This is a genomic window from Pseudomonas sp. NFACC02, from assembly GCF_900110765.1.
GTDB lineage: Bacteria > Pseudomonadota > Gammaproteobacteria > Pseudomonadales > Pseudomonadaceae > Aquipseudomonas.
Window position 1 is genome coordinate 385,045 of record NZ_FOEO01000001.1, and the last position, 13,772, is coordinate 398,816.

Below are 13,772 nucleotides of genomic sequence, written 5' to 3' on the forward strand. Positions count from 1 at the left end.
TCTTTGGTAGGTGGGTCTGTACCCGGCGAACCTCGTCAGCGTGCGTCGACCCGGACCATCTGCGCCCGCTCGTAAGCCGGATACAAATGGCTGACGCTGCGAATCAGTTCGTACCGGGTCAGGCTGATGGCGGCGAAACGCTCCGGAATCGGGCTTCTGATCAGTTCCGCCATGTCGGCACCCTGTGCGGCCCCGTCTCTTAACAGTCCATCGAGCCAGCGCAGGTAATCACGCATCTGCTCGAAGGGCCTGGCATCTGTCGTCACGGGACCGTGGCCGGGCACGAGCCGCTTCCACGGCAGGGCCTGCAGCGTGTCCAGGTCATTGAGCCACACCTGCAAGCCGGGACTGTTCGGGGTGGTCAATGCACGTTCGTAAAAGACGATATCGCCCGCGAACAGCACGCCCGTGTCTTCGTCCAGGATGGCGAGATCGGCGCCGGTGTGGCCAGACAGCGCCACAAGGCGCAAACGGTGGCCGCCAAACGCCAGCGTGCCGGGTGCCAATACCTGCGTCGGCAAACGCATTTCGGTGCCGCGCATCCAGTCGCCAACCATGCGGTACATGTTTTCCGTCAGGGCATCGCCATGCTCGCGCATCAAGTCGGCAGTACCGGCCAGCGCACCGATCGGCACATCGGCGAATGCCTGATTGCCCAGCACATGATCGGGATGATGATGCGTCAGCAACACCTGAATCACGGGTTTGTCCGTCACCGTGGCGATGGCTTTGCGAAGCGCCTCGCCATAGCGACGTGACGGACCGGTGTCGATGACCACCACACCGCCGTCGGTGACAATGAAGCCAGTATTGACGATATTGCCGCCGTTGCGTTTGTCGAAGTTGTCGGTGGTGCCTTCGAGCAGGTAGGTGTCTTCGGCGATTTGCCGGGGTTGCAGGCGATACTCCAGCTCGGCGTGAGCCAGCGCACTGACGCAGACCAGCAGCCACGCGGTCAATCGCACCACGGCACGCCGGCTCATTTCACCGCCGCACTGAACAGGTTGCCGCTGATATCACGCAACGACAATTGCGTCTCGCCGTCACCCTCGATGTCGAAACCCAGCGTCGGGTTCTCACTGACGGCCGGAAACAGCTCCAGCGTCGCCAGGAGCTTGCCATGAGCGTCCTTGAGTTGCGCCTGATTCAGATAGAACTCGGGGATGCCACTGACCATGCCGTTGTCCATCGGATGGGCGATGGTCACCCGCAGACGACTGAAGCCTGAGCGGGGGTAACGACCTCCCATCACCTCGCCGATGTGCTCTTCCCACCCTGGCTGGGTGCGCACGACGCTGGGCGCGGTGCAACCGCCTCCCGCTGCATCGATGGTGGTCGAACCGATGTGCCAGACGCCATCGCGGGTCAGCACGGCGGCACGCAATGGCGTGGCCTGCTCGATCCGTATGCGGATCGACAGCCACGGCAGCACCCGCTCGACCGGTTGGAAGTCGACGATCTGCGGCAAGGGATTGAGCTCGGCCCAGGCCAGAATCCGCACCACTTCACCCGCGTAGGCCCGCGCATCGATCTCGATCGGCACTTGCCGGGCGTCTTCGGCAAACGGCGGCGCGCGCAACAGCACCTTGTCGTCGAAGACGTAGGGTTGGTCCTTGAGGAATTTCTGCTGATAGTAGCCCCACATCACCGAGGTGACCGGGTCTTTGCCGGGATCGGCATGAACACCGCCCGCGACACAAAGCAGCATGGCCATCGCTGCCGACCAGCCCTGAATACGGTTCACTGGTACATCTCCGGCACGTCGTAACGCAGGCCATACGCGGCATAGATACGCTGCACCTCGCCCTCGCGAATCAACGTTTCCAGTGCCTCTTCGATGGCGTAGGCCAGCTGGCGGTTGCTCTCATGAACCGCCATGCCGATCTCCCACGTCTGCCGCCCCATGCTCGGGTAGGCGTTTTCGGCCAGCGACCAGTGTGGGTCGTGGGCCTGATGCAGTTGCCAGTCCACCTCGCCACGCATGGCCATGACCGCGTCCACCTTGCCGTCGCGCATGGCTGCGAACGCCTCTTGCACCGACGGAAAATGGTGGGTGCTGCCGGCAAACTGTGCGTTGAAGATCGACGTCAGGTAGAACGACGGCACACTGTCGATCTCGACCCCGATCGGATGCTCGGCAAACACGGCAACGCTGGGTACGGCCTCCAGCCGCGTGCGGTCGAATGCGACTTGCCAACGCTCGGTCTGATACGGCGCGAACATCACGACGTGATCGTTTTCCAGTTCGCCAAGGTCATTGCGCTTCTGCGAATAATCCTTGTCGTAGGGCACGCGCATCATGAGATCGGCCAGTTGCTGCCCACGCAATTGGCTGCCACGCCAGATCAGGTCGCGCAGATCGTCGTCGAGCTTTTCGCCCGGCGGTGCCCACATCAACTCCAGGCGCACGCCCAATGCCTTGGCCAGCGCCGTCGCCAGGTCGACATCCACGCCCCGTGCCTGTCCGTCGACCTGGAAACTGTAGGGAGGAAAATCCTGGTACACCGCCACCTTGATCACCCCGGCGGCGATGATGCTGTCGTAGCTGCGGATCTGCGCACCGGCAGGCTGGAACATCAATAGCAGGCAACAGGAGATCGCACTCAACAACACGGCGAAGGCACGCATACCGATCATTCCTCGGTGTGAACGCTGTCCAGGTAGGTCCGGACAGCCCACAGGGCCTCCTGGCTCAAGTAGTCCGCCATCTTGGGCATGTACACACGACCGTCGCGCACGGCGCCGTTGCGAACCCGCTCGACAAACCACTCATCGCCCGCACTGCCCACGTCCAGGTGTCGCAGGTCTGGCGCGATGCCTCCGGAAATGGCCTCAAGCCCATGGCAGGCGGCGCAATTCTGGGTGTAGGCCGACTTGCCGATTTCAAGCGCCTTGTCGTGATCCTTGGAATCGCGATAAGGGTTTTCCGTGCGCCATTCCGGCCCCAGTTGCTCGAGGCCATCGGTGGCGACGGCATGCGGCACCACGTCACCGTGGGCCTGGGCCAGGTTGCTGGCGAGCAGACCGCAGAGCATCAGTGCGCCCATGCGCAAGCGACGTGTCTGGGTTCGGTTTTCGGTGTCAGGCTGGATCAGGTTTTTTGTTGTCATTGTTATGTCCTCGGAGATGCATGCAAAAGCCTGTCGCCATCTTATGAACGGCTTATCCATGGCCGAATGCTGCTTTGGTGGCCGCGCCTTACTACCTTGGTACTGGCAGACCCGTACCATCTGCATATTTCCCCACCGCACAGGCATTTCTATGCTGGCCGTGTCTGTAGGGAGTGTTCTATGCGCCAGCCGGTGTTTCGCCCATTGCTTTGCCTTGCCCTCGCTGCCTGGTCGTTGTTGACGTTCGCAGCCGAAGAGCCATTGCAGGTGCGAATCGGTTACCTGGCATACATCCCGGACACGGGTCCGGTCCTCTCCAACGTCATTCCCGAACCCCGGGATGCAGGGCTGCGCGGCGCGGAACTGGCCATCGTCGACAGCAACAGCACCGGCCGCTTTCTCAAACACAGCTACAGCCTGACAAGTGCCAGCACGGACAGCCCTGAAGCGCTGCTTGAGCAGGCCAGGGCTCAACACGAACAGGGTGTGCGCCTGTTCGTGGTCAACGCGCCGGTCGATGCCTTGCGCCAGCTCAGTGCCGCGATGCCGGACAGCCTGCTGTTCAACGCGGGGAGCCCCGACGACAGCCTGCGCAGCACCGCCTGCCTGCACAACGTGCTGCACACGCTGCCCAGCCGCGCGATGCTGGCCGATGCACTCGCGCAATTTCTCACCGTCCGGCGCTGGACACGCTGGTTGTTGATCGTCGGCCAGACGCCCGACGATCAGGCCTACGCCAGCGCGTTGCGCCGCGCAGCCAAACGCTTCGGTCACACCATCGTCGCGGAAAAGGCCTTCACCTTCGATAACGATCAGCGACGCAGCGCTCAGGCCGACATGCCGCTGTTTACCCAGACCGCCGAGTACGACGTGGTGCTGGTGGCGGACGAGCGCGGAGACTTCGGCGAGTACGTGCCCTACCAGACCTGGTACCCGCGTCCGGTGGCGGGCACCCAGGGCCTGACCCCGACCGGCTGGCACAAGACCGTGGAAACCTACGGTGCCGCGCAGTTGCAGAAACGCTTCGAAGCCGCTGCCGGGCGCTGGATGAACGATCGGGATTTTGCCGCCTGGATGGCCGTGCGCAGCATCGCCACCGCGGTCACCCGGTTGCGCGCCACGGATGCGATGCAGATTCGCGAACTCGAACTGGGCGACAACCTGCCGCTCGACGGCTTCAAGGGCAGCAAACTCAGTTATCGGTCATGGAACGGCCAGCTCCGGCAACCGATACCGGTGGTCCAACCCCGCGCGCTGGTCACCACCTCGCCGCAGGACGGTTTTCTGCACCCCGGCACCGAACTCGACAGCCTTGGCTATGACAAGCCCGAGGTGACCTGCCCGTTTTGAACGCCTGACGCGTAGAAGCACTGCTGCAGACCAGACACTTCCAACAACAAGAACAAGGACCGCCCCATGCGCCGCACCCTGATAGCCACTGCCCTGTTGATCGCTGCGGGGCAAAGCCTGGCCGCCACCGCCTTTGTCTCCAACGAAAAGGACAACAACCTCAGCCTGATCGACATGGACACCTTGCAGGTGACGCAGACCTTGCCCGTTGGCATGCGACCGCGCGGCCTGCTGCTGTCCCACGACAACAAGCTGCTGTACATCTGCGCGAGCGATTCGGACCGTGTGCAGGTCATGGACATCGCCACACACAAAATCATCAAGGAACTGCCCTCCGGCAAAGACCCCGAGCAATTCGCCCTTCATCCCAACAACCGCTGGCTGTACGTCTCCAACGAAGACGACTCGCTGGTGACGGTCATCGACACCGAAACCTCGAAGGTGCTGGCGCAGGTGGACGTCGGGGTGGAACCCGAAGGCATGGCGGTGAGCCCCGATGGCAAGTGGGCGGTCAACACCAGTGAAACCACCAACATGCTGCACTGGATCGACACCTCGACCCAGACCCTGGCGGACAACACGCTGGTCGATCAACGCCCGCGCTTCGTCGAGTTCAACAAGGACGGTTCGCAGCTCTGGGCGTCGGCGGAAATTGGCGGCACGGTGAGCGTGATAGACGTGGCCACTCGCAAGATCCTCAAGACCCTGAGATTCGAGATCAAAGGCGTGCACCCGGACAAGGTGCAGCCGGTGGGCATCAAGATCACCGACGACGGCAAATACGCGTTTGTGGCCCTGGGGCCTGCGAACCACGTGGCGGTGATCGACGCTAAAACCCTGGACGTCGTCGATTATCTGCTGGTCGGGCGCCGGGTCTGGCAACTGGCGTTCACCCCGGATCAAAAACAGCTGTTGGCGACCAACGGCGTCAGCGGTGATGTTTCGGTCATCGACGTTGCCAGCCTCAAGGTGCTCAAGTCGGTCAAGGTCGGGCGTTATCCGTGGGGCGTGGTGGTCGCGCCATGAGTGCACTGCATGTCGACCAGTTGAGCTTCGCCTACGGCGCACGCGAGGCGTTGCGGCAGGTGTCGTTCAGCCTGGCGCCCGGTCGTTTCGCGGCCTTGTTGGGCCCGAACGGCGCGGGCAAGTCGACCTTGATCGCGCTGTTGACCCGGCTCTACGACCTGCAGAGAGGCGAGATCCGGATGGGCGAATTCTCGCTGCGCCAGTCACCTCGCCCGGCCCTCAAACAGCTGGGCGTGGTGTTTCAGCAGAGCACGCTGGATCTGGACCTGAGCGTTGAGCAGAACTTGCGGTATCACGCCGCGCTGCATGGACTGGCGCGTCGCGAGGTCAACCAGCGGGTTGAACAGGAACTGGCCCGTCAGGGGTTGAGCGAGCGCCGTCGTGAACGGGTCCGGGAGCTCAATGGCGGGCACCGTCGCCGGGTGGAAATCGCCCGGGCGTTGCTGCACCAACCGCGCCTGTTGTTGCTGGACGAAGCCAGCGTGGGTCTGGATCCGGGAAGCCGTCTGGCCCTGAACCAGCATGTGCGCAGCCTGTGCCGCGACCAGGGCATCAGCGTGCTCTGGACCACCCATTTGCTCGACGAGGTCCACAGCGACGACGACCTGCTGATTCTGCATCAGGGCCGCCTGGTAGCCAGCGGCCAGGCCCGCGATATAAGCGCCGAGCATGGGGGTGAACTGGGTACGGCGTTCAACCGCTTGACCACCACCGCCGGAGCGACACCTCGATGAACGCTTATTGGCACTGTTTCAGCGGGATCGTCCTGCGTGAATGGCTGCGGTTCGTGCTGCAGCGCACCCGCTTCCTCAGCGCACTGGTGCGGCCATTGCTGTGGCTTTTGGTGTTCGCCGCCGGCTTCCGCGCGGCGCTGGGCATCGCGATCATCGAACCCTACGACACCTACATTCCGTATGAGGTGTACATCATCCCGGGCCTGGCGTGCATGATCCTGCTGTTCAACGGCATGCAGGGTTCGCTGTCGATGGTCTACGACCGGGAGATGGGCAGCATGCGCGTGCTGCTGACCAGTCCCCTGCCCCGCACATTCCTGCTGGTGAGCAAACTGCTGGCAACGTCGCTGATCTCCCTGTTGCAGGTGTATGCGTTTCTGGCCGTCGCGTGGGTGTACGGCGTGCAGCCGCCCGTGTTAGGGCTGCTGGTCGCATTGCCTGCCTTGCTGCTGGTCGCGTTGATGCTCAGTGCGCTGGGCTTGCTGTTGTCCAATGCCATTCGCCAACTGGAGAACTTCGCCGGCGTGATGAACTTCGTGATTTTTCCGCTGTTTTTCATGTCGTCGGCGTTGTACCCGCTGTGGAAGATGCGCGAAGCCAGCGAATGGCTGTATTGGCTGTGCGCGGTCAACCCGTTCAGTCACGCGGTGGAACTGGTGCGTTATGCGTTGTACGAACGGCTGAACCCGTTGGCATTGGCGGTCTGCCTGGTGTTGACCGTACTGTTTGCCTGGCTGGCCGTGTTGACCTTCAACCCGCAGCACGCGGCGGTGCGCAAGCCGGGCTGAACGACCCCGTTAAGACTTTGGTACTGGTTTTCCTTTCTATGGTCGCATTCACAAAGCAGCGGGACTGGCTTGTAATGCACGCCATAAGAAGAAAGGAACTTTCGCCATGCCCCGCGCCTCATCCTATGCCTGTCTGCTTGCGCTTGTCCTGGGTTCAGGCCCGTTGGCTCACGCTGCGACCGCTGATGCGCGCGCGCCGCTGTTCAACGCCGACGGTTACCGCATCACGCTGTATCGCAGCCCGACGCCAGAACGGATCGACGGTGCGCAGATCGTCGGCACCGAACAGCTGCGGGCGCTGCTCGGCCAGCATCCCAAACCTGTGCTGATCGACGTATACCGCAGGCAGTGGCTGGAAGGTCGCTTCATTGAAGACGAACCCCACACCAACCTCCCCGGCAGTCACTGGCTGGCCAATACCGGTGACGGAGAACTGGCCCCGCGCTGGATGGAGTACTTCACCTTCAACCTGCGCACGCTGACCGATGGTCGTCAGGACACGCCGTTGGTGTTCTACTGCCGAGCCGACTGCTGGCTGAGCTGGAACGCGACAAAACGCGCCAACGCGCTGGGCTACAGTCATCTGTATTGGTATCGCGACGGCCTGGACGCCTGGCTGTCTGCCGGACTGCCCGTGGAACCCGCACAACCCGAACCTTTGCGCTAAACGGCATCGACAATAAAAAAGGTGAAAAACCATGTACAAGATCCTGATCGCCGACGATCACCCGCTGTTTCGGGAAGCCATTCATAACGTCATCAGCGACGGTTTCCCTGGCAGTGAAGTCATGGAAACCGAAGACCTGGACAGCGCGCTTGCCCTGACCCGGGAGCATGACGACCTGGATTTGATTCTGCTGGACCTGAACATGCCGGGCATGCACGGCCTCAATGGCCTGATCAACCTGCGAAACGAAGCACCGACCATTCCGGTGGTGATCGTGTCCGCCGAGCAGGACAAGCAGGTGGTGCTGCAGGCAATCACCTATGGCGCCGTGGGTTTTATCACCAAGTCTTCGCCGCGAAAGCAGATGACCGAAGCCATCGAGCAGATTCTCAATGGCAACGTGTACCTGCCGTCAGACATCATCCGCAGCCAGAAAAGCGCCACCCGCCGCAGCGGCAACGGTAGCGACGCTCCCCACTTCCCGCCCGAACTGCTCCAGGCGTTGACTCGCAAACAATTGTTGGTACTGGAGCGCATGACCAAAGGCGATTCCAACAAACAGATCGCCTACAGCCTGGCCATTGCCGAAACCACGGTGAAGGCACACGTTTCGGCGATCTTGCGCAAACTCAACGTGCATAACCGGGTGCAGGCGATCCTGAGTGCGGGCGACATCGACTTTGCGGCGTATCTGCGCAGGTAGCGAAGTCCGGCGTTGTGGGTTCGTGGGTTCGTCGGGTTTGGCATTGGGAGGGTGGGCAGATCCATTTTCTCGGGTGGCGCCGATTCACCTTTCCGCCCCTCCGGCGGGTCACTTTTGAAAAGGCACCAAAAGTACCAAAAGTGCCCAGCTCCTGGTTGGGCCCTCCTTCGTCGGGTGCCCGCACTCCGACGACGCTCCGTGGGCCCGCGCCGAACGGGCATCCATGCCCTGACGGCGCTCTCGCGGCATCCATGCCGCTCGGCCCACTGCGCGTCGTCTGCGTTTGGCCTGCACCCAAGTCGCGATTTGCGGTGTCTGGACTGTCGCATACGAGAGCAACTCGGGCTGGAGCTAACACTCCGCGCTTTCTTGGTTCGTGCATCCATTTCCCGTACACCACTCTCTCTTGTAGGAGCGTGGCTTGTCCCGCGATCTGGCGCGCAGCGGCAGCAAAATCAGACGACCCGGTTGTATCAGGCACTCCGCATGCACCGGTTTTGCTGCCGGTTCCCGGCAGATCGCGGGACAAGGTGGAGCGCCACTCCGGCGGCTACAACAGTCGCGGGTGGGGTGCAGACGATTCAGGATCGTTCCCACGCTCTGCGTGGGAATGGCTGCCAGGACGCTCCGCGTCCACGTTGACGCAGAGCGTCAGTCGCTGCTTTACCACGCGGAGCGTGGGAACGATCAAAATGGGTATGGCGTTGGGATTGTGAGCAGATCCATTATCTCGGGTGGCGCCGACTCACCTTTCCGCCCCTCCGGCGGGTCACTTTTGAAAAGGCACCAAAAGTAACCAAAAGTGCCCAGCTCCTGGTTTGGCCCTCCTGCGTCGGGTACCCGCACTCCGACGACGCTCCGTGGGCCCGCGCCGAACGGGCATCCATGCCCTGACGGCGCTCTCGCGGCATCCCTGCCGCTCGACCCACTGCGCGTCGTCTGCGTTTGGCCTGCACCCAAGTCGCGATTTGTGGTGTCTGGACTATCGCATACGAGAACAACTCGGACCGAAAAAAACCGTACACCACTCTCTCTTGTAGGAGCGTGGCTTGTCCCGCGATCTGGCGCGCAGCGGCAGCAAAATCAGACGACCCGGTTGTATCAGGCACTCCGCATGCACCGGTCTTGCTGCCAGTTCCCGGCAGTTCGCGGGCAAGGTGGAAAGCCACCCCGGTCGCTCCTACGCCCGACGGGCAGAAGCGGTGTTTCGATAAGCCCAGCGCATCAGCCCTTGATGAACCCCAACAGGATCTTGTTGATCTCTTCCGGCTGCACGTTGCACATGCCGTGAGAACCGCCTTTCACCACGTGCAGGGTCGAGCCTTTCACCAGTTCGTGGCTTTTGTAGCCTGATGCGACGATCGGGACGATCTGGTCGTCGTCGCCGTGCAGGATCAGGGTCGGGACGTCGATCTTTTTCAGGTCTTCGGTGAAGTCGGTCTCGGAGAACGCCTTGATGCAGTCGAACTCGCCCTTGACGCTGCCGAGCATGCCGATCGACCAGAACGAATCGATCGCGCCTTGTGAGGTTTTCGCGCCGTCGCGGTTGAAACCGAAGAACGGCACGGCTAGGTCTTTGAAGAACTGTGAGCGGTCGGCGGTGAAGCCGGCGCGGATGCCGTCGAATACGTCCATCGGCAGGCCTTCGGGGTTGGCCGCGGTTTTCAGCATGATCGGTGGAACCGCACCGATCAGCACGGCCTTGGCCACACGCGAAGTGCCGTGACGGCCGATGTACCGCGCCACTTCACCGCCACCGGTCGAGTGGCCGATCATGATCGCGTCTTTCAGGTCCAGTGCCTCGAACAGTTGCGCGAGGTCATCGGCGTAGGTGTCCATGTCGTTGCCGTCCCAGGTCTGCCCTGAACGCCCATGGCCGCGACGGTCGTGGGCAATGACGCGGTAACCGTTCTGGCCGAGAAACAGCATTTGTGCGTCCCAGGCGTCGCCGTCCAGTGGCCAGCCGTGGGAGAACACGATGGGCTGGCCGGTGCCCCAATCCTTGTAAAAAAACTCGGTACCGTCTTTCAGGGTCAAGGTAGACATGGGACGCAATCCTCGAGAACTGTGTAGGGAAGATTGAGCGTAGTTCGGGTTTGTGAATGTGACTTGAAGGTATGTGCTTGTTTCGAGCATCTTGCAACGCAGAAAATCTCGCTTCTGCCCGGAGGGCATAGGCGCCTGTCGACAGTCAAAGCACCATCCCGTCCCGGCCGACGATCAAATGACCCGGCAGCTCCCGCGCATGCTCGATCAGCCACGCATCCAGCACATGGCCGACATGAGTCAGCACCGCCTTTTCCGGCTTCAACTCGTCGATGATCTGCAACGCCAGGTTCACATCATTGTGGTTGCGCGGGGCCTGAGGTTGCGGTGGCATCGAGCAGTCCAGGACCAGGACGTCCAACCACTGGCGCTGCAAATAGGCCGTCGTCTCGGCGGGCAACCCCACCGTGTCGGTCAGGTACGCCACCCGCCGGCCATCGCCTTGCAGCAGGTAGCCCAAGGTGGGTTTCGAGTGCAGCAACGGCAAGGCCGTGACGCTGAGCTCGCCGAACAGGCGCGTTTCGAACGCCGAAAACGGCTGGCTGAAATCCAGAATCCCCGGGTGTTTGTAGAGGTCCGAAAGCCCTTCTGGATCAGCCGGGCCATGCACGGGAATCACCAGACCTTGCCCCCAGCGCAAATGCAGCAAGCCCTGGGCGTGGTCGGCGTGGTAATGGGTCTGAAGGATGCCGCTGAAGCTACGAGGCGGGAAACGCTCGGTGAGGTCTGGCAGGCCGCTGTCGATCAACCAGCGTTGCTCGCCGAGCTCGACCAGCGCCGAGCACGGTCGTCGACGCCAACGCAAATCGGCATGAGCCGCCAGACACGCCGGACACTGACACCCGTACACCGGCACCTGCCGCGCATCGCCGGTGCCCAGCAAGGTCAGACGCATGCATGCTCCCGGTCGATTCGCTCCAGCAAACGGGCGACGGTGTGCTCCAGCGTGCCGGAGTTGTCCAGTTGGATCGCCGACGGAACATTCGCGAGCAGGTCATCGGCGAACTGCGCGTTACGCGTCAAACGCTCTTCGATCTCGTCCGCCGACTCCCGACCGCGCGCCAGCAAGCGTTGGCGAAGAACCGCCTGATCGACCGACAGCAGCACCACCAGCAGATCCGGATAGCGCTCACGGGCCTGCGGCAGATGCCCGCGCGAACCGTTGATCAGCACGTCATGGCCGTCAGCCAGCCATTGATCGATCTCTTGCGGAATCCCGTAGTGCAGACCGTTGGCAAACCAGGTCAGGGCAAAGGCGCCCTGAGTCTGCAACTGGTTAAACTGCTCGACGCTGACCGCCTGCGCCGCTTCGCCCCTGGCTTCCGCCGAACGGGTGATGACCCGGCGCACGATCCGGCAGCCGCGTGCGGCCATCGGTTCGCGCGCGGCATCCAGCAGGCTGTCCTTGCCCGAACCGGACGGTCCGATGAGATAGATCAACCTGCCTGCCATCAAAAAACCCTCTTCGCTTGTCGCCAGACCTGCTGGATCACCGGTAGCGTGCCCACGGCGCGGGCATGGATCAGGTCGGCGCGCAGCCCGACACGGATTTCCCCACGATCCTGCAAACCGGCCGAGCGTGCCGGGGTCAGGCTTACCGTGGTCACGGCTCGGGCCAGCCCTGCCTCAGACGCCTGCTGGCCTTCGTCCAGTTGCGCACCCAGTGCAAACGCCGCCTGCAGCAGGCTGGCCGGATAGTAATCGCTGGAAAGAATATCCAGTAGCCCGTCTTTGGCAAGCGTGGCGGCCGCAATATTGCCCGAGTGCGAACCGCCACGAACGATGTTCGGTGCGCCCATCAGCACGCTCATGCCCAGACGCCGGCAGGCTTGTGCCGCTTCCAGCGTGGTCGGGAACTCGGCGATGGTCATCCCGTAGCCCGCCGACTCCTCGACATGTTCGACCGTCGCGTCATCGTGGCTGGCGACCGACAGGCCGCGATCCAGGCAAATGTCGACGATCGCACGGCGGTAGCGGTCACTGTAAACCTTCGAGTTGGCGACCTGCTCGACGATGAACTCATCCATCTGCTCGCTGCTCAGGTGGTACTTACCCATGTAGTACTCGCGGTACTTGGATTCAAGGGCAAACTGACGCTGACCCGGCGAATGGTCCATGGTCGAGACCAACTGCACCAGCGGCTGCTCCACCAGATCGCGGAACACGCTCAACGTGTCCGGGTGGCAGACCTCGCAGCGCAGGTGCAAACGGTGTTCGGCACGGGTCAAGCCGGCCGCATTGGCGTGGGCGATGGCCTCGACCATGCCGGGCAGTTGCTGCATCCGCTTGCCTTTGGGGTTGACGTCGCCGATGGACAGCGCGTCGAACACCGTGGTGATGCCCGCCGCAATGATCTGCGCGTCATGACTCATCACCGCCGAGGCCGACGGCCAGTCCACACCCGGGCGCGGACTGAGGTGTTTTTCCAGGTTGTCGGTGTGCAGCTCGACCAGCCCCGGCAACAGGTAATCGCCGTCCAGGTTCTGTGCCTGTGGCAGATGACTGACACCGGTCTGAACGTCGCTGATCAGGCCGTCGCGAAGGACCACGGTGCCGATGAACACCTGATCGGCAGTGACAATGTTGGCATGGGTCAGGATCTGTTCGTTCAGCATTGCAATAACTCCTTCGCGGTCAGGTCGAGCGGTGTCATGTCCAGATGGCGGTCGGACACCGCCTCGCGCGCCAGACGGTCATGGAAAATGCCGATCACGGCGGCACCGTCGATCTTCGCTTCGTTGATCAGCTCCAGCACCACCTGGCGGTTGCTGTCGTCCAGCGACGCCGTGGGTTCGTCCAGCAGCATGACAGGCCGCGGGACCATGAAACCCCGCGCGATGTTGACCCGTTGCTGCTCGCCCCCGGAGAACGTCCCCGGCGCCAGTTGCCACAGGCGCTGCGGGATGTTCAGACGGCTCAGCAGATGTTCGGCGCGGTTTTTGGCCTGTTCACGGCTCCAGCCGCGAGCCAGGGCGGGCTCCATCACCACCTCCAGCGTGGCGACGCGGGGAATCACCCGCAGAAACTGGCTGACGTAGCCCAGCGTGTGTTGCCGTACGGCCAGCACATCACGCGGCTCGGCGCCCACCAGTTCCAGCCATTCTCCCTGATGCTGCACCCGAATGCTGCCGCCTGCCGGCAGGTAGTTGCCGTACAACGTACGCAACAGCGTGCTTTTCCCTGCGCCGGAATGGCCGTGCAACACCAGGCACTCACCACTGCGTACCGCGAAACTCAAACCGCGCAACACGTTCAGCACCACCCCGTTCTGCTGATGCAGGGTGAAGGTTTTCGAGAGGTCATGGACCTCGATCAGCGTGTTCATTGGGACACCTTACAATCAAAGGC

The 13,772-nt window shown here is 62.4% G+C and carries 15 protein-coding genes; 6 read left to right on the forward strand and 9 right to left on the reverse strand.

Going from position 1 to position 13,772, the window contains the following annotated elements; translation table 11 throughout:
* Positions 1-35: 35 nt before the first annotated feature.
* Genes BMY73_RS01915 through pedF form a run of 4 tightly spaced genes read right to left on the reverse strand, consistent with a single transcriptional unit; the run spans position 36 to position 3,047 of the window.
* On the reverse strand, positions 36-983 hold the full coding sequence (locus BMY73_RS01915; RefSeq protein ID WP_062382588.1) for a quinoprotein relay system zinc metallohydrolase 1: 948 nt from the start codon (positions 981-983) through the stop codon (positions 36-38).
* On the reverse strand, positions 980-1,714 hold the full coding sequence (locus tag BMY73_RS01920) for a quinoprotein dehydrogenase-associated SoxYZ-like carrier (RefSeq protein WP_371914937.1): 735 nt from the start codon (positions 1,712-1,714) through the stop codon (positions 980-982). The genes BMY73_RS01915 and BMY73_RS01920 overlap by 4 nt, the downstream gene beginning before the upstream one ends.
* Positions 1,715-1,740: 26 nt before the next feature.
* Positions 1,741-2,628, reverse strand: a complete 888-nt coding sequence (locus BMY73_RS01925) for a substrate-binding periplasmic protein (RefSeq protein ID WP_092404628.1) — start codon at positions 2,626-2,628, stop codon at positions 1,741-1,743.
* A 5-nt stretch (positions 2,629-2,633) separates the two neighbouring features.
* The gene (gene pedF / locus BMY73_RS01930) at positions 2,634-3,047 is read right to left on the reverse strand and encodes a cytochrome c-550 PedF (RefSeq protein WP_092404740.1); all 414 of its coding nucleotides are present in this window, start codon (positions 3,045-3,047) and stop codon (positions 2,634-2,636) included.
* A 243-nt stretch (positions 3,048-3,290) separates the two neighbouring features.
* Here pedF and BMY73_RS01935 point away from each other — a divergent pair, with 243 nt between their 5' ends.
* From BMY73_RS01935 to BMY73_RS01960, 6 genes are all read left to right on the forward strand, one after another.
* Positions 3,291-4,460, forward strand: a complete 1,170-nt coding sequence (locus BMY73_RS01935) for an ABC transporter substrate-binding protein (protein ID WP_092404630.1) — start codon at positions 3,291-3,293, stop codon at positions 4,458-4,460.
* A gap of 66 nt (positions 4,461-4,526) precedes the next feature.
* The gene (locus tag BMY73_RS01940; RefSeq protein WP_092404632.1) at positions 4,527-5,486 is read left to right on the forward strand and encodes a YVTN family beta-propeller repeat protein; all 960 of its coding nucleotides are present in this window, start codon (positions 4,527-4,529) and stop codon (positions 5,484-5,486) included.
* Complete coding sequence (locus BMY73_RS01945) at positions 5,483-6,220, forward strand: ABC transporter ATP-binding protein (RefSeq protein ID WP_092404634.1); 738 nt, start codon at positions 5,483-5,485, stop codon at positions 6,218-6,220. Before BMY73_RS01940 ends, BMY73_RS01945 begins: the two co-directional genes overlap by 4 nt.
* Positions 6,217-7,008: an ABC transporter permease gene (locus tag BMY73_RS01950; RefSeq protein ID WP_092404636.1), complete on the forward strand. Its 792-nt coding sequence runs from the start codon at positions 6,217-6,219 to the stop codon at positions 7,006-7,008. Before BMY73_RS01945 ends, BMY73_RS01950 begins: the two co-directional genes overlap by 4 nt.
* 106 nt (positions 7,009-7,114) lie before the next feature.
* Complete coding sequence (locus tag BMY73_RS01955; protein WP_092404638.1) at positions 7,115-7,675, forward strand: PQQ-dependent catabolism-associated CXXCW motif protein; 561 nt, start codon at positions 7,115-7,117, stop codon at positions 7,673-7,675.
* A gap of 31 nt (positions 7,676-7,706) precedes the next feature.
* A complete protein-coding gene (locus BMY73_RS01960) occupies positions 7,707-8,378 on the forward strand; it encodes a response regulator transcription factor (protein ID WP_062382567.1) in 672 nt (223 codons plus the stop codon).
* Between the two features lie 1,224 nt (positions 8,379-9,602).
* Here the strand turns inward: BMY73_RS01960 and BMY73_RS01965 are convergent.
* From BMY73_RS01965 to phnL, 5 genes are all read right to left on the reverse strand, one after another.
* A complete protein-coding gene (locus BMY73_RS01965; RefSeq protein WP_062382564.1) occupies positions 9,603-10,424 on the reverse strand; it encodes an alpha/beta fold hydrolase in 822 nt (273 codons plus the stop codon).
* A 145-nt stretch (positions 10,425-10,569) separates the two neighbouring features.
* Positions 10,570-11,319, reverse strand: coding sequence for a phosphonate metabolism protein PhnP (gene phnP, locus BMY73_RS01970; protein ID WP_092404640.1), 750 nt, complete (start codon positions 11,317-11,319; stop codon positions 10,570-10,572).
* Complete coding sequence (gene phnN / locus BMY73_RS01975; protein WP_092404642.1) at positions 11,310-11,876, reverse strand: phosphonate metabolism protein/1,5-bisphosphokinase (PRPP-forming) PhnN; 567 nt, start codon at positions 11,874-11,876, stop codon at positions 11,310-11,312. Before phnN ends, phnP begins: the two co-directional genes overlap by 10 nt.
* Complete coding sequence (locus BMY73_RS01980) at positions 11,876-13,039, reverse strand: alpha-D-ribose 1-methylphosphonate 5-triphosphate diphosphatase (RefSeq protein WP_092404644.1); 1,164 nt, start codon at positions 13,037-13,039, stop codon at positions 11,876-11,878. Before BMY73_RS01980 ends, phnN begins: the two co-directional genes overlap by 1 nt.
* Complete coding sequence (gene phnL / locus BMY73_RS01985) at positions 13,033-13,749, reverse strand: phosphonate C-P lyase system protein PhnL (protein ID WP_092404646.1); 717 nt, start codon at positions 13,747-13,749, stop codon at positions 13,033-13,035. Before phnL ends, BMY73_RS01980 begins: the two co-directional genes overlap by 7 nt.
* Between the last annotated feature and the right edge of the window lie 23 nt (positions 13,750-13,772).